This window comes from Chryseobacterium sp. C39-AII1 (genome assembly GCF_039672645.1).
In the GTDB taxonomy this organism is placed as follows: domain Bacteria; phylum Bacteroidota; class Bacteroidia; order Flavobacteriales; family Weeksellaceae; genus Chryseobacterium.
This window is the reverse complement of sequence record NZ_JBDFPQ010000024.1, coordinates 21,942-40,703: the sequence shown is the minus strand read 5'-3', so window position 1 is coordinate 40,703 and position 18,762 is coordinate 21,942. Positions and strand designations below refer to the sequence as shown.

The window sequence follows — 18,762 nt, the reverse complement described above, 5'->3', positions numbered from 1 at the left end:
TCTATATCTATTTTTTTCTATTTGCAAACTTACCATTGCAGCGGCATCCTTTTTTGTTGCGGCTGGAGCAAAGCGGAAGCCGTAATGAAAAAGATATAGCGGAAAGCGGGATTAAGCTCCTAAAAAAGTTTAAACAAGTTCAATGAATAAAAAAGTATTCAGAATAGCAAAAGAAGTTTAGAATAACTATAAATTATTAACTTAAAATAAAGTCATTCAATAAATTATAAATTGATATTCTCTACTTTTGTTTAAATTAAAAACTTCTCGGAATCATTTTTGTATCGTATTCATTAATCACAACAAAAAATATACATTATGAATACTAAAAGACTTTCCGAGACTATCGAAAAAGCATTGAGCGACCAAATGAACAAAGAAATTCATGCTTCACACGTTTTTTTATCGTATGGAATCTGGGCAGATGATAAAGGATATCAGGGGATTGCCAATTTTTTATACAGACATGCTCAGGAGGAAAGAAATCATTCAATTAAGTTTATGGAATATGTACTAAACCGCGGTGGAAAGCCAAAAGTTGATACAATTCCTGCGCCGCCGGCAGATCCACAGAATTTAACGGAGTGTTTCGATGGCGTTTTCAAACATGAAGTAGATAATACGACGGCAATTTATAAAATTGTAGATCTTTCATTAGAGGAAAAAGACTGGGCAACATGGAACTTCATGCAGTGGTTTGTTCAGGAGCAGATTGAGGAAGAAACATTGGCTCAAAACCTGATTGATAAATTGAAAATCGCAGGTGGAGACAGAGCTACAGACGAATCTCTGTTTACTTTAGATAAAACTTTACAAAGCGCACCAAATGGTGTTCCGTTGGCTCAGGAAGCTACAGGAGATAATCCATAAAAACCGTTTGGTGAAATTTAAATTATTGAAAATCTGTCAGAATACTGGCAGATTTTTTTGTTGAGATCTTTACAACATTTGTTACTGTTTCCCGTAAAGATGGCCATACAAGTAATGATTATATTTGCAGAAAAATAATCATGAGAAAAATATTTTTGCTGATTGTAATTCTATTAATTAATTTCACTTTTTCACAACAATTTATTTTAACTGAAGCAAATTATAAATTAAAAGACGAAAATTCTAAAAATTACGTCGTTATCCGGACATAAAAAAGAAGATCTTTTCATCAATAGGAAAGGGGCAAATGTTTGGAAGGTTGTTAATAAATATGAAATCAATTTTAAGGATGATAAAATTATGATAAAGCCCAGTTTTGTAAATTTAACCAATACAAATAATGGAAATGTTGTCACAATTGGAAATTTTTTTGATAGCAGAGGAGTTGTTCGATTTCAAAATGCAATACTTTTTGCTGAAGCATTCACTAATACATTTATAAAAGATTTTAAAGTAGATTTAATTGAAAATAAAAGTAATGATTGGTAATAATATTGTTACAGCTTTTATATTATTGAAAATCTATCAAAATTATTGGCAGATTTTTTTATTATGAAACTCTCTTTAAAATCACTATCTTTGCACGCTGAAAGTTTAAAGTTCAATTCATCATTAAACTTTAAACGCTAAACCTTAAACTTAGAATTTTACAATATGAAACCGAAAGGTTACATAACACTATAAATAAAAAATAAAATTTCGTTATGAAATGTGGAATCGTAGGCTTACCGAATGTAGGTAAATCAACTCTTTTTAACTGTCTGAGCAACGCAAAAGCACAGTCAGCAAACTATCCTTTCTGTACAATCGAACCGAATTTGGGAACAGTTTCTGTACCAGATCACAGATTGTTTGAATTGGAAAAATTAGTAAAACCGGAAAGAGTTTTGCCGGCGGTTGTAGAGATCGTTGATATTGCAGGTCTTGTAAAAGGGGCGAGCAAAGGAGAAGGTTTAGGAAACCAGTTTCTTGCTAACATCCGTGAGTGTGAGGCGATTATCCATGTTTTGAGATGTTTTGATAATGGAAATATCGTTCACGTAGAAGGTTCGGTAGATCCTTTAAGAGATAAAGAAATTATTGATATTGAACTTCAATTAAAAGATTTGGAAACTGTTGGAAAAGCAGTTGAAAAAGCGAAAAAGTTCATTAAATCAGGTAAGAAAGAAGATATTTTGACGTATGAAACACTTCAGAATCTTCAGAAATTCTTAGAAGATGGTAAAAATGCAAGAGAATTTGCAATGGATGATTTTACAAAATCAATCATTGGAGAAGTCCAGTTGTTGACCAATAAGCCTGTTCTTTACGTTTGTAATGTGGATGAAAATTCAATTAAAAACGGAAACGAATGGATCGGAAAGATCGAAGAAATGGCGAAAGGTGAAGGTGCTGAAGTGGTAGTTTTAGCTGCACAAATTGAAGCAGATATCAACGAACTGGAAACTTTCGAAGAAAGAGAAATTTTTCTTGAAGAGCTTGGTCTTACTGAGCCGGGTGTAAACCGTTTGATCAGAAAGGCTTACGATTTATTGAAGCTTCAGACGTATTTTACAGCTGGTGTTAAAGAAGTGAGAGCTTGGACTATCGGGCAGGGTTGGACGGCGCCTCAGGCTGCTGGAGTAATCCACACCGATTTCGAAAAAGGCTTCATCCGTGCAGAAGTTATCAAGTTTGATGATTATATGACGTATGGTTCTGAAGTAAAAATCAAAGAAGCTGGAAAACTTTCTGTGGAAGGTAAAGAATATATCGTGAAAGATGGCGACATCATGCACTTTAGATTCAACGTATAAAAGAATATTAAAGTTAGTTATAAATGAAAAACGCTTCCGATGTATTTTGGGAGCGTTTTTTGCATAAAAAATACCATTCAGGTTAATGAATGGTATTCTTTTTTGAAAATATTATTAATCGATAGGGTTTATTTCTGGTCTGCATTCTAGTTGTGCGCAACCGATCGAGATCAATTTACATGCGCCGGTTTGAGGATCAATACAGTCTCTCAAACCTCCCGTAATAACTCTTAACTCTCTTTTGTTAAGCTTTTTGCCTTGTGGTAAGTTTTGATTTTTCATAGTGGTAATTTTATGATTTAGTTAAATTATGGTAAAATAGGGTATCTGCATTCAAATTCGCCACAACGAACGCCGTAAGCGATGCATTGTCCGGTTTCTCTGTCTAAGCACATCTGAAGTCCGCCTGTGATTACTCTCAGTTCCTTTTTGTTTAATTTTTTACCGTTTTGTAAATTTTGATTTTTCATAGCTGTTGAATTTTAATGATTTAGCTTAAGTTTAGTGATTAAAGAGGTCTGCAAATTTTCTGTGCGCAACCAATTGAAATTTGTGAGCAAGATCTCGGGTCGTCTGGCCCGTAAATTTCACATGGAGGATCTGTGCAGACAATGGGCTGCATACAGTCGAGTAATCCGCCTGCAATCATTTTTAACTGCTTTTTGTTGAGTTTCTTTCCTTTTGTTAAAAGTAAATCTTTCATAGTGTTTGATTTTTAGTAATTTAGCTTAAAACTAAGGTAAGAAAAATATCAATAGTAAATCACTATTTGTAGAAAAATTTTCAATAGTTATAATAAATGATAGATTCAGGATTCTATTTTTAGAAGTTTGTATATTTGAATTTTACAAATGTTCAGTTATGGAAAAAATGGCTCACACTTCGCATACTTCACTCGAAGATTTTTATCAGGAGATGACGAAAAAGCTGGGAAAGGATGTCGAAAGTATTTTCCCGAAAGGTCTTCATAAAGATATTGGTCATTTTAATGTTTTTGATATTGCCCAAACGATTGAAAAAATCCGGATGACTTCCCAAATGCCTTATAATAGAAGAAAATATTATAAAATTAGTTTAATAAGAGGAAAGAATAGGGCAGAGTATGCAGATAAAATTATTCAGATTCAGAATAATGCTTTGCTTTTTGCCACTCCCAAAGTTCCTTACCATTGGGTTCCTGAAGATCCACAGCAGTCGGGAAATTTCTGTGTGTTTACAGAAGATTTTTTTATCAGAGATCGCGTTCACAATGGTCTTCAGGATTTGCCTATTTTTCAGCCGGGAAATGTTCCGATCTTTGAAATTGATGATGAACTCGCCGATGAAATTCAATTATTATTCAATAAAATCAAAAAAGAAATTAATTCTGATTATATTTTTAAATATGATTTAATCAGAAATTATGTGGTTGAATTGATCCATTACGGACAAAAACTTCAGCCTGCTTCTAAGCTGTCAACATCCAATGATGCTTCTTTGCGGGTGGTTTCGTTGTTTATAGAATTGTTGGAAAGGCAATTCCCTATCGAAACTTCAGAGCAAAGAATTCAGTTGAAATCTGCCAAAGACTATGCCGATCGACTGTCGGTTCATGTGAATTATTTAAACAAAAAAATAAAAGAAAGCACAGGCAAAACCACCACCGAAATTATTGCGGAAAGAGTGATTCAGGAAGCTAAAATTCTATTGAAGCAAACAAAATGGAACGTTTCTGAAATTGCTTATGCGCTAGGTTTCGAGGAGATTGCTCACTTTTCTAATTTCTTTAAAAAGAAAACATCCCTGGCTCCTTTAGAATTTCGTACCTGATTTGAATTTTGCAAATTTCAGATTGATTCGAGCAAACACTTGCTTTCAAAAATACACCAACTTTGTATCATTAAATAACATAATAATATGAGCGCAAGAACAAAAATCGCATTAATAACTGGCGGAAGCCGTGGTTTAGGAAAAAATTCAGCTATAAAAACTGCTCAAAAAGGACTTGATATCATTATTACCTACCGAAGCAATAAAGAAGAAGCGGATGCTACCGTGAAAGAAATTCAGGCTTTAGGACAAAAAGCTATTGCTTATCAATTAGATACAAGAGATACGAAGAGTTTTGATGCTTTTGTGAAAATCGTGGGAGATCATCTGGAAGAAAATACGGGAAGCAGAAATATCGATTATCTTGTAAATAATGCAGGAACTGCTTTGTACGCTCCTATTCAGAACGTTACAGAAGAGCAGTTGGATGATATAGTAGATATTCACTTTAAAGGGGTGTTTTTCTTAACGCAGAAATTTTTACCATTTATCAATAACGAAGGCGGAATCATTAACGTTTCTTCAGGATTAGCAAGATTTGCTTTGCCGGGATCGTCTGTGTATGGTTCTATGAAAGCAGCAGTCGATATGCTGACTAAATATCAGGCTAAAGAATTAGGCGCAAGAAGAATCAAGTCTAATGTTGTGGCGCCTGGAGCTATTGAGACTGATTTCGGCGGCGGAAGAACGCGTGATGATGAACATGTAAATGCTTTGGTGGCGGGAAATACAGCTTTAGGAAGAGCAGGTGTTCCGGATGATATTGGCGGAGTAGTAGCTTTCCTTTGTACCGAAGATGCACGTTGGATCAATGGACAAAGAATCGAAGCTTCCGGAGGAATGTTTTTATAATAAATTGCGTGATTTTGAGAGCCTTAATAGTAGTTGAGGTTAAGAATCAATGATATAAAATTAAAACTGGCGACTTCAAGAATCACTCGGTTGCCAGTTTTTTATTTTTCTCTCACAGATTTTGCAGATTGCGCAGATTTTTTTTAATAAAAATTATACTCAATCATCTTTATCATCAGCAAAATCTGTGAGAGATTTATTTACAACTTTGCCAAATTCTCAATCGCCCTTTCCAAAGTTTCCTGTTTTTTCGCAAAACATAAACGAATCACATTTTCATTTAGTTTATTTTTATAAAAAGATGAAAAAGGTACGCTGGCAACTTTGTGGTTGATTGTCAGTTCGCTGGCAAAATCAAAATCATTTTTATCTGAAATTTTATCATATTTTAAAGCCTGAAAATAAGTTCCTTCGCAATCCAGCAATTCAAAAGATGTGTTAGCTAAACCTTTTCTTAAAAAATCTCTTTTTTCCTGAAAAAATTGGTTTAACTGATTGTAATGTTCGTCATTTTTCATGTATTCAGCCAAAGCCAGCTGAATAGGCGTGTTCACCGAAAAAACATTAAATTGATGGATTTTTCTGAACTCATCAGTTAAAATTTTTGGTGCAGCGCAATATCCAACTTTCCAGCCCGTGACATGGAAAAGTTTTCCAAAAGAGGCGACTAAGAGACTTCTTTCCTTTAATTCAGGATATTTGCAGATGCTTAAATGCTGTTTTCCATCAAAAACAATATTTTCATATACTTCATCACTTAAAATAAGAATTGAAGTTCCTTTTACAATATTGATAAGTTCCTGAATGTCATTTTCTTTTAAAATCTTTCCTGAAGGATTATTCGGATTATTCAGAATAATCATTTTTGTTTTGTCAGTTACCAGACTTTTAATCATATTCCAATCTATTTCATAATCGGGAGCTTTCATTTCAAAACGTTTTACAATTCCTCCGAAAAGTTCCACGGTTGGTTCGTAGCAATCATAAGCAGGTTCAAAAATAATCACTTCATCATCTTTTTTCACAAAAGTGGCAATGGCAGTGAAGATTGCCTGAGTTCCGCCTGCGGTAACTGTAATTTCGGAATCTGGATGATAAATCGCTTGATGCGAATTTTCAATTTTTCGGGCAATTTCTTCCTTCAAACCAATCATTCCGCCCATTGGAGCATATTGATTAAAACCTTTTTTAATGAAATGATCCACATGATCTAGCAATTCAGAATCTGGCATAAAATCCGGAAATCCCTGTGATAGATTAATTGCTTCATTTTCATTGGCAAGCTGCGTCATCTGACTGAAAATTGTGGTTCCGACATTGGAAAGTTTAGATAAAGGAAGTTGTATCATGTAACTGAGTTTTTAAAACTTCATCGAATTTAATTTATTTTTTATGAATTAAATCTAAAAATATTGATTTTCTTACCTTACATTTTAAATAAATTATTCTGTTCAGGATGATTTTAAAGAAAAAACAAAATTCACATTTGAGAATATATGATCGGGTGGTGAATTAATAATCAGAAAAATAAAATGAAATTTTACGTAAATCTGACTTGAAAATTACCTGATAATTTTGACAATTTTCGTATTTTTGTATGTTTGCTGAAAATACATATGTCACAAGAAATAAATCCAACTTATTCAGAAGATAATATCAGAACCCTCGATTGGCAGGAGCACATTCGTCTACGTCCCGGTATGTACATCGGGAAGCTCGGTGATGGCTCATCTGCAGACGACGGAATCTATATTTTGCTAAAGGAAATTCTGGACAACTCGATCGATGAGTTCAGAATGAGATCAGGGAAAAGAATTGAAATAAAATTGGACGATGGTAAGGTTACCATTCGTGACTTTGGTCGTGGAATTCCTTTAGGGAAGGTGGTTGACGCTGTTTCTAAAATGAATACCGGAGGTAAATACGACAGTAAAGCCTTCAAAAAATCGGTAGGTTTGAATGGGGTCGGTACGAAGGCGGTAAATGCCCTTTCTGATTATTTCCGTGTGCGTTCTTTCCGTGATGGAAGGTTAAAAGTTGCTGAGTTTTCGCGTGGTCTTATCACTGAAAATTTTGAGGAAAAAGAAACTTCAGACCGTAATGGAACGGAGATTTCTTTTATTCCGGATGGAGAAATTTTCCTTCATTTTAAATTCAGAAAAGAATATATCGAAAGAATGCTTCGTAATTATTCTTATCTGAATCCGGGCTTGAAAATTCTTTTCAACGGTGAAACTTTTTACTCTGAAAATGGTCTTAAAGATTTGTTGGAAGAAGAGTTGGAAAGTGAAACGCTTTATCCTATCATTCACCTGAAAGACAGTGATATAGAAGTAGCGATTACGCACACCGATAAATCTCAAACAGAAACGTATTTTTCTTTTGTAAACGGACAAAATACAACACAGGGAGGTACGCATTTGAATGCTTTTCGTGAAGCGTATGTAAAAACAATTCGTGAATTTTTTAATAAAAGTTTTGATGCTTCCGATGTTAGAAAATCGATTGTAGCAGCGGTTTCCATTAATGTGGAAGAACCTGTTTTCGAATCTCAGACGAAGACAAAATTAGGTTCCAATGACGTAGGACCCAACGGACCAACGGTAAGAACTTTTATTATTGATTTCCTTAAAAGTAAATTAGACAACTTTTTACATAAAAATCCTGAGATTGCAGAAGCGATTCAGCGTAAAATTTTAATTTCAGAAAGAGAAAGAAAAGAGCTTTCAGGAATTCAGAAACTGGCTCGAGAAAGAGCGAAAAAAGTGTCTCTTCACAACAAAAAACTTCGTGATTGCAGACAACATTACAACGACCAGAAAAATGAGAGAAAAGGGGAAACCCAGATCTTCATTACCGAGGGAGATTCTGCATCCGGATCCATCACAAAATCAAGAGATGTTGAAACCCAGGCGGTATTTTCATTGAAGGGTAAGCCATTGAACTGCTATGGTTTAACAAAAAAAGTAGTGTATGAAAATGAAGAATTCAACTTGCTTCAGGCTGCTTTAAATATTGAAGAAAGCTTAGAAGATTTAAGATATAATCAGATAATTATCGCAACCGATGCCGATGTCGATGGGATGCATATTCGTCTGTTGATGATCACGTTTTTTCTTCAGTTTTTCCCGGATTTAATTAAGAATGGTCATCTTTATATTTTACAAACCCCCTTATTCAGGGTAAGAAACAAAAAGGAAACGAGATATTGTTATTCTGAACTGGAGCGAATTAAAGCTTTGAACGAGTTGGGAAAGAACCCGGAAATTACACGATTCAAAGGTTTGGGTGAGATTTCTCCTGATGAATTTAAACATTTTATCGGAAAAGATATTCGTCTGGAGCCTGTGGTGGTAGGAAAAGATCAAACTATCGACCAGCTTCTTGAGTTCTACATGGGTAAAAATACACCAGACAGACAGACTTTCATCCTCGAAAATCTGGTGGTGGAAGACCCTGATATTAACAGCAAAGAAATGCTTACAGAAGCAGTAGAAGAAATTTAATAATAAAAAAACACAAATAAATCTGTATGAAACAAATTTTAAATCTAAACTAATAATTATGAGACTGAGTAATCGCAACAAAGCTCCGGTTTATAACTTTATCAATACTGTACTTCTTATGATTTTGGCAGTAGGCATTGCGGGGTTTTTGCTGGAAGAATTCAGATTTAATGTCTTAGGAGTTGAAAGCTATTTGCTGCTCGTTATTCCTGTCGCTCTCATTGTTTTCTTTTATCTAAACGGAAGACAGGTATTTGAATACGATAGCGATGGCGAGGCTCTGAACTTTAAAAACAGAAATGTGATTCCTTTTTTAGACAGGCCTCTACATGATGAATTCCCGAAATATAAGTTGATAAGCTATGATATCATCAATATATTTTTTGTAAAAAGGTTATATATTACAATTTCTAGTAAGAACAGCGGTTCTACGATATTAAAATATCAAATTTCGTACTTAACGAAGAAAGAAGTGAACGATCTGAAATTCTCATTAAGTAAGGTTATAAAAGCAAATAACGAGAAAAAGGGTTAAAAAATAGATGATGACAGAAGAATACTCGCATGAAGGTGAGAGTTTGAAAAAGGTGTCCGGTTTATACAAAGACTGGTTTCTGGATTATGCCTCTTATGTAATTTTAGACAGGGCGATTCCGTCGGTTTTTGATGGTTTCAAGCCTGTTCAACGTAGAATCATGCATTCCATGCGGGAGCTGGAAGATGGACGTTATAACAAAGTTGCCAATATCGTAGGAAATACCATGAAATATCACCCTCATGGTGATGCTTCCATTACGGATGCCATGGTGGGAATCGGGCAGAAAGAACTGTTGATAGATACTCAGGGAAACTGGGGAAATATTTATACGGGTGATTCTGCGGCGGCGGCGAGATATATCGAAGCCAGATTGACGCCTTTTGCGCTGGAAGTGGTCTTCAACCCAAAAACTACGGAATGGTCTAAATCTTATGACGGCAGAAATAACGAACCGATCGATCTCCCGGTAAAATTTCCTTTGCTTTTGGCTCAGGGAGTTGAAGGAATCGGGGTTGGACTTTCCACGAAGATTCTTCCGCATAATTTTAATGAATTAATTAATGCTTCTGTTGCTCATTTAAAGGGTAAAAAGTTTGATTTATATCCGGATTTCCTTACGGCGGGGATGCTCGATGTTTCGGAATATAATGACGGTCATAGAGGTGGGAAAGTGAGAGCAAGAGCGAGAATTACGCAGGTTGATAAGCATACCTTAATGATCACAGAACTTCCTTTTTCTAAAAATACGGGAGATCTTATTGATTCTGTGTTGAAAGCCAATGAAAAAGGAAAAATCAAGATCAAAAAAATTGAAGATAATACTTCAGATAAGGTTGAGATTTTAATTCACCTTCCTAATGATGCTTCGCCGGATAAAACGATTGATGCTTTATACGCGTTTACCGATTGCCAGGTGACGATTTCTCCGAATGCGTGCGTAATTGTTGGTGATAAACCAATGTTCTTGAATGTTTCTGAAATTCTTAGAAGAAATACAGATCACACCGTTTCTTTGCTTAAAAAAGAGCTTGAAATTGAACTTCACGAACTACAAGAAAGCTGGCATTTCTCTTCACTGGAAAGAATTTTCATTGAAAACAGAATTTACCACGATATTGAAGAGGTTAAAAGCTGGGAAGAAGTTCTTAAAACCATTGATGCAGGATTAAAACCTCATACAAAACATCTTTTAAGAGCGGTTACCGAAGAGGATATTTTAAAATTAACGGAAATTAGAATTAAAAGAATTTCGAGATTCGATTTAGATAAATTTAAAGAAAATATTGCTGCGCTTGAAGGTAAAATTGAGCAGGTAAAACATCATTTGGCGAATCTTATTCAGTATGCGATTGATTATTATTTAAATATTCAAAAAAAATACGGAAAAGACAGACAAAGAAAAACTGAACTTAGAATTTTTGATACGATCGATGCGACGAAAGTTGCAGTGGCGAATGAGAAATTCTACGCCAATTTTGAAGAAGGTTTTATAGGAACTTCTTTGAAAAAAGATCAGTATTTATTCGATTGTTCGGATATCGATGACATCATTACTTTCAGGAAAGACGGAAGTATGAAAGTCGTAAAAGTGGAAGCGAAAACGTTTATCGGAAAAGATATTCTTCACGTTGCGATTTGGAAGAAAAATGATAAGCGAACCGTCTATAACATGATTTATCGTGAAGGAAGGGAAGGACCTTATTATATGAAACGTTTTTCGGTGACGGGGGTTACGAGAAATACGGATTATCCTTTGGCTTCCGATAAAAAAGGCTCAGAAACGCTTTATTTTTCAGCTAATCCGAATGGAGAGGCAGAAACGGTGAGTGTTTTGCTAAAACCTAATCCGCGCATCAGAAAAAATAAAATGGACATTGATTTCTCTGAATTAGCGATCAAAGGTCGTGATTCTAAAGGAAATCTGGTGACCAAATATGCGGTGAAAAAAGTAGACATGAAAGAAGAAGGTGTTTCCACTTTAGCGCCGAGAAGAATCTGGTTTGATGATACCGTAAGGAGACTAAATGCGGATGCAAGAGGAACTTTGCTGGGTAGTTTCAAAGGGGATGATAAAATTTTAACCATCAATACGAACGGTGAGGCAAAACTCGTTTCTTTTGATCTTGGAAACCGTTTTGACGATGAATATTTAGTGCTTGAAAAATGGCGCCCAGATCAGCCGGTGACCTGTATTTATTATGATGGTGAAAAAGATATTTACTTCATTAAGAGGTTCTTATTCGAAAATACGCCAAACGTTCAGACCTTTATGCCGTCGGAACATTCCAAATCATTTATTGAAAATGTAATTGTAACGAATGGTGCTTCTGCGGAAATTATTTTCGCTAAAGATAAAGGAAAAGACCGCGATCCTGAAACGGTACATATTGATGAATTTATTACCGTAAAAGGAATTAAAGCCATTGGTAATCAGTTTACTAAATTTAAAGTGAAAGCTATTAATATTACAATTCCTGAACCTGAAGAGGAGGAACCGGAAGTGTATGAAGAGCCGGAACGTATTGAAGGTGAAGAAGATGGAGGAATGATAGGAGATTTGTTTCAAAGTGATGAAAATCCTGAAAATTAAATAAGATTATGAGTCCAATTGTTTTAATAGTCATAGCCGTTACCTGTATCATCAGTTATATGGGGCTTAATAATGCGAGTTTATTCGAAAAGTATAAATTTAATGTAAGTGCTATTACGAGTAGAAAAGAATATATAAGATTGATAAGCTCCGCGTTTTTACATGCTGATTTTATGCATCTATTCTTTAATATGTTATCATTATACCTTTTTCAAAGCATTGTCATCATGTTTTTTGGAAATATAGGATTTTTGGTACTTTATTTTGGTTCGATGATTTTAGGAAATCTATTCAGCCTATTAATTTATAAAAATCAGCCGTGGTATTCTGCGATTGGAGCTTCTGGAGCTGTTTCAGGAATTATTTTTGCAGCTATTGCAATGGCTCCGAATGATATCAGCGTGAATTTTTTGCCAGGCTGGATCTTCGGAACTTTATACTTCGGATATTCTGTTTATATGATGTTAAATCCTAAACAATGGGATAATTTAGGACATTCTGCACATTTAGGAGGTGCATTTTTCGGACTTGTATATTCTATCGCGTTACATCCGCAAGTGGCTTTAAGCAATCTTTATTACTTAGGAGTAATGTCACTTCCTTTAATTTATTTAGGCTATCAGATTTTCGTTAAGAAAAAAATTAGATAAAACAAATATTTAATTGAAAAAATACGAACCAATGTCTTAGGCATTGGTTTTTTTGTGTTTTAATTTAAATAAAAAACCGCCCCAAAATCTGAGACGGTTATGAAGTTTAAATTTAGATATGAAGCTTATTTTTTAATAATTTTTTGCTGAATAATTCCTTTGTTAGTTTTAATCTGAAGGAAATAAATTCCGCTCATCATACCTTCCATGCTGATAATTTTTGTATTTCCTTTGATGTTTTTCATTGTTTCTCCCATTGAATTGCTGATACTGATCTGTTCAATATCTTCTTTCCCTAAAGTGGAAATTGTGAAGAAAGTTTCCACGGGGTTAGGGTAAATTTTAACCTTTTCCACAGAATTTTCTTTTGTCGCTAAAACGATAGATGATGCGTATTGAATTTTAATATAGAATAAATTGGCAACGCTTCCTTTAGTGATTGAGTGGTTTCCTGCATTGAGATTAGGAATATTCACAATACCTGATGAAGCCGTGTAAGACACATTATCTACTTTTATGGTTCCGCTGAATGTTGGGTCAAAAACCAAAGTCAAAGCTGAAGAAGCTGTCGTTGTAAAATTAATAGCTGTCGATGATTCTATTTTTAATCTTTTGGTTAAAGTTAAACCGTCATAATTTGCAGAACCATCTGTGGAATTCATATTAGCTGAAGTAAAGCTGTAGAATGAACTGCTGAGATTGGAAGCTGTAAAATTATGAATTTCATTTCCTTGAGGATTCGTCCCTGTAGATGTTACCGTAATACTTCCCGTTCCCGAAACAGGATTTCCTGAACTTCCGGTTGTTGTGATGGTAAAGTCAACATCAGCTGTCGGAATTCCTGAAACAGTAATGGTTTTATTAGCTGAATTTTTCACGAAACTGATTCCTGAAGCCGGAAGTCCTGTCACATTAGCATCGGTTGCAGTTCCTCCCCAGGTGAAGATCATTGGAGAGATGGCGCTTCCTGAGCTTACGTTTTGCTCGTTGTTGGAAGCAATCGTTAATGTCTGAGAACTTACCGTAGCCGATGTTTCACCCTGAACCGATACAAGAGAAGAAGTATATCCTTGTAAAACGGCCATTAAACCTGTATTCACAGCATCGGAAGTATCATCATTGGCGTTACTGAAAGTCCAATTGATATCGCCACCCGAAACTCTTCCCGAATATTGCATGGTTTTATCTCTTGCCATGGTGGGAGAATCCGGAACTAAAGAATTAACATAAAGTGAAGCATCTGTGTCAAAATTATTATAATTTCCGTTGCCTTGAAGTGCCTTAACAGAAGTTCCTAATACTTCATTTCTAGCGGAAGCCACATACGCATCAAAATGACTTGCAGCTGAACTTACATTGTAAGGAATAAAAGCATTCTGACCAATCATGTAATTATTGAAAGCCTTTACCACACCACCGTTTTCACCAGAAAAAGTTCCTGTTGAGCCGTTCGCCACATCTGTTCCCTGTTTTGAGGTTAGCATCGGATATTTACAGTTTCTGAAATAATTTCCTTCCACAAAAACAGAAGAACCCATCGTAGAACCCACACCATATTTGGAATTTCCGTCATAGTAATTATTGTAAACATGCGCCGAATAATATCTCACTCTTGGATGCCTGGAATCAGAATGATCAAACCAATTATGGTGATAGGTAATATACAATCCTGAAGTTGTGCCTTCGCTTAAACCCAAAAGACAGCTTTTTCCATTGTCCCAAAAATGATTGTAAGAAAAAGTGACATACGTAGATTTTTTAGCATCTAAAGCGCCGTCTCCTTTTGCCTGATCGGCATCACCGCCCGGTTTTCCGTAAAAAAGATCACAATTGTGAGCCCAAACATAACTGTTGTTTTGCTGTAAACTCAGGTTGTCACCTTCTGCCGCATCGGTAAGCATGAAACCAAGGTTTCTCACCTCGATATTAGTCGCATTTTTAAGCCTGATTCCCCATCCGTTGGCCACAGCATCAGATCCGACACCTTCCAAGGTGATTGAACTTGCTGCAATATTTTTATTTTCTACCACGATGTCACCATTTAATAAGTAATTGGGGTCTGTGATATTTCCTATAAATCTTACGGCTAAAGGGCGGGTATCATTTCCTTTTTTGAATCCATCCAAGATGGTTTGAAGACCAACACAAGGGTTTGAATTGGCTCCCGTTACATTGAGAGAAACCGTGTTTTTTGTATTTTGAGTCACATAAATTACTACGGCATTGGCTTTTAACGTTCCATCCATATTATAAGCCCCCGGAATTCTTCCATTGCTGTGGGCAAAACCCGTTCTGTCTTGTGGAAGTACAGTGACAGAATTTGAAACAGTTGCCGCTCCTTCAATATTATTCGTTACCGGAACAACTTTTATGGTGTAATTGCCAGGGCTCAATCCCAGAATATCCGCTCTGAAATAGGAACCGTAACTTCGTATGAGTTGATTATCAATAATTTTGTCAGTTACGCCATTTCCTGAATAATATACTTTATAACTGTCGGCTCCATTTACAGGATTCCATTTTACATAAGCTGTTTCCAGCCAGCCCGTTGCTTGGGTAATTGTCACCTGTGCTTTCAGTAGAATACTACCGAATATAAGCACGAAAAAAGATAGTGTATTTTTCATGATTAGATAAAATTAGTTTAGTTTTGAAGTTAATTTGATAAAATGTAATCGATTACACACAAATATATATAAATAATTAACATAAATCATTTTGATGTGAATTTAGTGTTAAATTTATTTATAAATCATTTATTTAAAGGCTTTGTGAGATTATATTGAAAATTCCTTAATCGTATAACCTTACGTGTTTTCTTAAAATATCTCTGCTGAATTACATTGCTAAAATGATTATTTAGATAAGAAATAACAAATAAACGTTTTAGATTTTTATTAATTTTATAAAAAGTAAATAGTACTTTAGTCAAGAATTATAATTTTTCAAAATAATTCTTTACATTGATTGCTGAAAATAATTAAATATGAAAAAAAGAATATCCTTTAAAATGTTTTTAAAACCTGGCTTTGAAGAAGAATATGAAAAAAGACACAGCGAGATTTGGCCGGAATTGAAAGCCCTATTAAAAGATTCAGGTGTTTCTGATTACACAATTTATTGGGATAAAGATACCAATATTCTGTTTGCCCATCAGGTTATTTCTGAAGGCGCGGGTTCTCAGGATTTGGGTGATTCTGCAATTGTTCAACAATGGTGGAAATATATGGCTGATATTATGGAAACCAAAGCCGATTATTCACCAAAAACTATTCTTCTGCAGGAAGTTTTTCATTTAGATTAAAAGCAAATGAATGATCGATTTATTTCAGACCAAAAATAAATCGATCATTTTCAGATAAATCTTTAATTAACTGAACTTCTGCGAGCTTTTCGGTATAAAGATCAGCGGTTTCCGAGCCTAATTTTTGGTTTATTTCCAGAAATAATAATCCATTTTTATTTAGAAATTTTTCAGCATCATTTGCAATTTTCCTATAAAAAATTAAGGTATCGGAAGTAGGAGAGAAGAGTGCCATCTTCGGCTCAAATTCCTTTACTGAATCTGCGATTTCCTCTTCTTCATCAATGCCAATATATGGTGGATTGGAAATGATGACATCAAAATTTTCATTCAGGTCATCATTCAGATAATCTGCATGGATGAAATTAACTTCAAGTTGATGAAATGCTGCATTTCTTTTCGCCGTTTCCAATGCTTTTTCTGAAAAATCAATAGAAGTAACTTCTGCTTTTGGAAAATATTTTTTTAAAACCAAAGGAATAACACCGCTTCCTGTGCCGATGTCGAGGATTTTAATGGGAGCGTTTGAGAGTCTTAGCGTTTGATAATTTTCCGAAGTTTTTATTTTTTGTATTGCTAATTCCAACAATTCCTCTGTTTCAGGGCGGGGGATCAAAACGTTTTCATCCACAAAAAACTTCATTCCGTAGAATTCAGTTTCGCCTAAAATCTGTAAATAGGGTTTTCCTGTTTGTAATTCTGAAATAATATGAAGGAATTTTTCTTCATTCTCCAAATTAATTTCCTGATCCGCCAACTGTCTTAGCTGAATGCTATTGATAGCCAGAATATGTTCCGCAAAACCCTGAAAGATAAATCCACTTTCAGATTCAGTGTAGATTTCTTTCAGATTTTCTGAAAAATATTTTTTAAGTTCTGAAATCGTCATTTATCTTGTAAAAACCAGTTTAGTATCTGTCGATTTTTCCTCGTCAATTCTGTATCCTTCATAATTGAAAGCTTTTACGTCGTCTAATGTCTGAGCATTATTTTCTGCACAATATCTTACAACCAAACCTCTCGCGTGCTTTGTGTAGACAACGATAGTTTTCAGCTTTCCTTCTCTTAATTCATAAAAATCAAAATCAATAACGGTGTGGTTGAGTTTCTTACGATCAATCACTTTAAAATATTCATTACTTCCGAGATTTAAAAGAATTTCATTTTTCTTCATTTCGGAATTAAGCTGCTCGGTAATTTTTTCTTTCCAGAATTCATACAGATTTTTGTATTTATCAAATTGGAAGGGTCTTCCCATTTCAAGGCGGTAAAGCATCACTTTATCAGATGGCTTCAGTAAACCATATAATCCGGAAAGCATTCTGTAATTTTTTTGAAGATAATCTACTGCGTTTTGATCTAACGTTTTTGCATCCAAACCTCTGTAAACCTCTCCGGTAAAGGCGTACATTGCCGGAGCTGATTCTTTTGCAGTAGGTTTAGATTTCCAGTTTTGGTTTCTTTCCCAGTTTTCGTCTGCTAATTTCGGCGAAATCTCCATTAATTCGGAAAGATATTTTGGTGATTTTTCTTTTAAGTAGGTTTGAATATATTCTGCTTGCTCAATGAATTTCGGAGTTGTTGTTTTCAAAAGATCTGTTGAATTTTCTACGTTCATTAATTTCGCAGGAGATGTTACTATTTTCATGAAAAAAATAAAAATTTAAAAATATTGTGATGGGACGGTATTGAATTTTTGATTGTTTAATTTTGAACTATCAACTATCAACTATCAACTATCAACTATCAACTATCAACTAAATAATCCCTTTTCCTTGTCGGATAATTTCAGGTTCCCCAGAAGTAAGGTCTACGATTGTGGAAGCCATATTATCTCCATATCCTGAATCGATCACGATATCCACCAAGTGGTCATATTTTTCAGCAATCAGTTCGGGGTCGGTAGAATATTCCAAAACTTCATCATCATCTTTAATGGAAGTGGATGCAATAGGATGCCCTAATTTTTCAACAATAAGCTGCGGAATCGAGTGATCCGGAACACGAATACCAATTGTTTTGTGACCTTTATAAGCTAAAGGCAAACTTTTGTTGGCTTCCATAATAAAGGTGAAAGGCCCCGGGAGATGACTCTTTAAAAATCTGAAAACAGAAGTGTCAACAGGTCTTGTAAAGTCTGAAAGGTGACTCAAATCATTACAAATAATAGAGAATTGCGCCTTCTCGAGCTTAATTTTTTTCATCTGAGCCAACTTTTCCATGGCTTTTATGTCAAAAATATTACAACCTAACGCATAAACTGTATCAGACGGATAAATAATTAATCCGCCATTGTTTAAAGTTTTAATAACCTCATTGATAAGGTTTTCCTGTGGGTTGTCAGGATAAATTTTCAATATTTTTGCCATAGCACAAAGATACGAATATTAAAATAGTTTTCATAAAAGTCCTTTATTTAAAAGAAAAATTAGGATTTGTAAAAAATATTCGTACCTTTGCAATCCAATATCGCGGGATGGAGCAGTAGGTAGCTCGTTGGGCTCATAACCCAAAGGTCATCGGTTCGAGTCCGGTTCCCGCTACTAAGTAAGTGCTTTCGGTAAGCACTCTAAAAATACACCGCGGGATGGAGCAGTAGGTAGCTCGTCGGGCTCATAACCCGAAGGTCATCGGTTCGAGTCCGGTTCCCGCTACTAAGCAAGTGCTTTCGGTAAGCACTCTAAAAATACACCGCGGGATGGAGCAGTAGGTAGCTCGTCGGGCTCATAACCCGAAGGTCATCGGTTCGAGTCCGGTTCCCGCTACTAAGTAAGTGCTTTCGGTAAG

18 protein-coding genes and 3 tRNA genes are annotated in these 18,762 nt (G+C 35.1%); 13 read left to right on the top strand and 8 right to left on the bottom strand.

The window, feature by feature from the left end; genetic code table 11:
- The first annotated feature begins 318 nt into the window (after positions 1–318).
- From ABEG63_RS20615 to ychF, 3 genes are all read left to right on the top strand, one after another.
- Positions 319–870: a ferritin gene (locus ABEG63_RS20615; protein WP_267406805.1), complete on the top strand. Its 552-nt coding sequence runs from the start codon at positions 319–321 to the stop codon at positions 868–870.
- A 360-nt stretch (positions 871–1,230) separates the two neighbouring features.
- A complete protein-coding gene (locus tag ABEG63_RS20610) occupies positions 1,231–1,419 on the top strand; it encodes a hypothetical protein (protein ID WP_346587265.1) in 189 nt (62 codons plus the stop codon).
- A 215-nt stretch (positions 1,420–1,634) separates the two neighbouring features.
- Positions 1,635–2,726, top strand: coding sequence for a redox-regulated ATPase YchF (ychF, locus tag ABEG63_RS20605; RefSeq protein WP_267406801.1), 1,092 nt, complete (start codon positions 1,635–1,637; stop codon positions 2,724–2,726).
- Between the two features lie 114 nt (positions 2,727–2,840).
- On the opposite strand, the gene ABEG63_RS20600 is transcribed toward ychF, so the two are convergent.
- From ABEG63_RS20600 to ABEG63_RS20590, 3 genes are read right to left on the bottom strand one after another with little or no spacing between them, the layout of a single operon-like run.
- Complete coding sequence (locus ABEG63_RS20600; RefSeq protein ID WP_267406800.1) at positions 2,841–3,008, bottom strand: hypothetical protein; 168 nt, start codon at positions 3,006–3,008, stop codon at positions 2,841–2,843.
- 26 nt (positions 3,009–3,034) lie between these two features.
- Positions 3,035–3,196, bottom strand: coding sequence for a hypothetical protein (locus tag ABEG63_RS20595; protein WP_267406798.1), 162 nt, complete (start codon positions 3,194–3,196; stop codon positions 3,035–3,037).
- Between the two features lie 38 nt (positions 3,197–3,234).
- Positions 3,235–3,429, bottom strand: a complete 195-nt coding sequence (locus ABEG63_RS20590; protein ID WP_267406797.1) for a hypothetical protein — start codon at positions 3,427–3,429, stop codon at positions 3,235–3,237.
- Positions 3,430–3,587: 158 nt separating this feature from the next.
- On the opposite strand from ABEG63_RS20590, the gene ABEG63_RS20585 reads away from it, so the two are divergent.
- Both ABEG63_RS20585 and ABEG63_RS20580 read left to right on the top strand, forming a co-directional pair.
- On the top strand, positions 3,588–4,535 hold the full coding sequence (locus ABEG63_RS20585; protein ID WP_346587263.1) for a helix-turn-helix transcriptional regulator: 948 nt from the start codon (positions 3,588–3,590) through the stop codon (positions 4,533–4,535).
- An 87-nt stretch (positions 4,536–4,622) separates the two neighbouring features.
- Complete coding sequence (locus ABEG63_RS20580; RefSeq protein WP_346587261.1) at positions 4,623–5,387, top strand: SDR family oxidoreductase; 765 nt, start codon at positions 4,623–4,625, stop codon at positions 5,385–5,387.
- Positions 5,388–5,587: 200 nt separating this feature from the next.
- On the opposite strand, the gene ABEG63_RS20575 is transcribed toward ABEG63_RS20580, so the two are convergent.
- A complete protein-coding gene (locus ABEG63_RS20575) occupies positions 5,588–6,736 on the bottom strand; it encodes a methionine aminotransferase (protein WP_346587260.1) in 1,149 nt (382 codons plus the stop codon).
- 267 nt (positions 6,737–7,003) lie between these two features.
- Here ABEG63_RS20575 and ABEG63_RS20570 point away from each other — a divergent pair, with 267 nt between their 5' ends.
- Genes ABEG63_RS20570 through ABEG63_RS20555 form a run of 4 tightly spaced genes read left to right on the top strand, consistent with a single transcriptional unit; the run spans position 7,004 to position 12,671 of the window.
- A complete protein-coding gene (locus ABEG63_RS20570; protein WP_346587259.1) occupies positions 7,004–8,893 on the top strand; it encodes a DNA topoisomerase IV subunit B in 1,890 nt (629 codons plus the stop codon).
- Between the two features lie 58 nt (positions 8,894–8,951).
- Positions 8,952–9,428 (top strand): hypothetical protein, encoded by a 477-nt coding sequence (locus ABEG63_RS20565; protein ID WP_346587257.1) that lies wholly within the window; start codon positions 8,952–8,954, stop codon positions 9,426–9,428.
- Between the two features lie 10 nt (positions 9,429–9,438).
- A complete protein-coding gene (locus ABEG63_RS20560) occupies positions 9,439–12,021 on the top strand; it encodes a DNA gyrase/topoisomerase IV subunit A (RefSeq protein ID WP_346587270.1) in 2,583 nt (860 codons plus the stop codon).
- Between the two features lie 8 nt (positions 12,022–12,029).
- Positions 12,030–12,671, top strand: coding sequence for a rhomboid family intramembrane serine protease (locus tag ABEG63_RS20555; protein ID WP_312392553.1), 642 nt, complete (start codon positions 12,030–12,032; stop codon positions 12,669–12,671).
- 125 nt (positions 12,672–12,796) lie between these two features.
- Here the strand turns inward: ABEG63_RS20555 and ABEG63_RS20550 are convergent, their stop codons facing one another.
- Positions 12,797–15,298 (bottom strand): T9SS type A sorting domain-containing protein, encoded by a 2,502-nt coding sequence (locus ABEG63_RS20550; RefSeq protein ID WP_346587255.1) that lies wholly within the window; start codon positions 15,296–15,298, stop codon positions 12,797–12,799.
- Positions 15,299–15,657: 359 nt separating this feature from the next.
- Here ABEG63_RS20550 and rhaM point away from each other — a divergent pair, with 359 nt between their 5' ends.
- Complete coding sequence (gene rhaM / locus ABEG63_RS20545; RefSeq protein WP_346587254.1) at positions 15,658–15,975, top strand: L-rhamnose mutarotase; 318 nt, start codon at positions 15,658–15,660, stop codon at positions 15,973–15,975.
- Positions 15,976–15,994: 19 nt separating this feature from the next.
- Here rhaM and prmC read toward each other — a convergent pair whose 3' ends face one another.
- The 3 genes from prmC to ABEG63_RS20530 all read right to left on the bottom strand — a co-directional run bounded on the left by prmC (position 15,995) and on the right by ABEG63_RS20530 (position 18,344).
- The gene (gene prmC, locus ABEG63_RS20540; protein ID WP_346587252.1) at positions 15,995–16,864 is read right to left on the bottom strand and encodes a peptide chain release factor N(5)-glutamine methyltransferase; all 870 of its coding nucleotides are present in this window, start codon (positions 16,862–16,864) and stop codon (positions 15,995–15,997) included.
- Positions 16,865–17,623, bottom strand: coding sequence for a peroxide stress protein YaaA (gene yaaA, locus ABEG63_RS20535; protein ID WP_346587250.1), 759 nt, complete (start codon positions 17,621–17,623; stop codon positions 16,865–16,867).
- 109 nt (positions 17,624–17,732) lie between these two features.
- Complete coding sequence (locus tag ABEG63_RS20530; protein WP_267406774.1) at positions 17,733–18,344, bottom strand: L-threonylcarbamoyladenylate synthase; 612 nt, start codon at positions 18,342–18,344, stop codon at positions 17,733–17,735.
- A gap of 101 nt (positions 18,345–18,445) precedes the next feature.
- Between ABEG63_RS20530 and ABEG63_RS20525 the strand changes: the two genes are divergently transcribed.
- From ABEG63_RS20525 to ABEG63_RS20515, 3 genes are all read left to right on the top strand, one after another.
- Positions 18,446–18,518, top strand: a tRNA-Met gene (locus ABEG63_RS20525).
- Positions 18,519–18,556: 38 nt separating this feature from the next.
- Positions 18,557–18,629: transfer RNA gene (locus tag ABEG63_RS20520), tRNA-Met, on the top strand.
- A 38-nt stretch (positions 18,630–18,667) separates the two neighbouring features.
- Positions 18,668–18,740: transfer RNA gene (locus tag ABEG63_RS20515), tRNA-Met, on the top strand.
- Positions 18,741–18,762 lie beyond the last annotated feature (22 nt).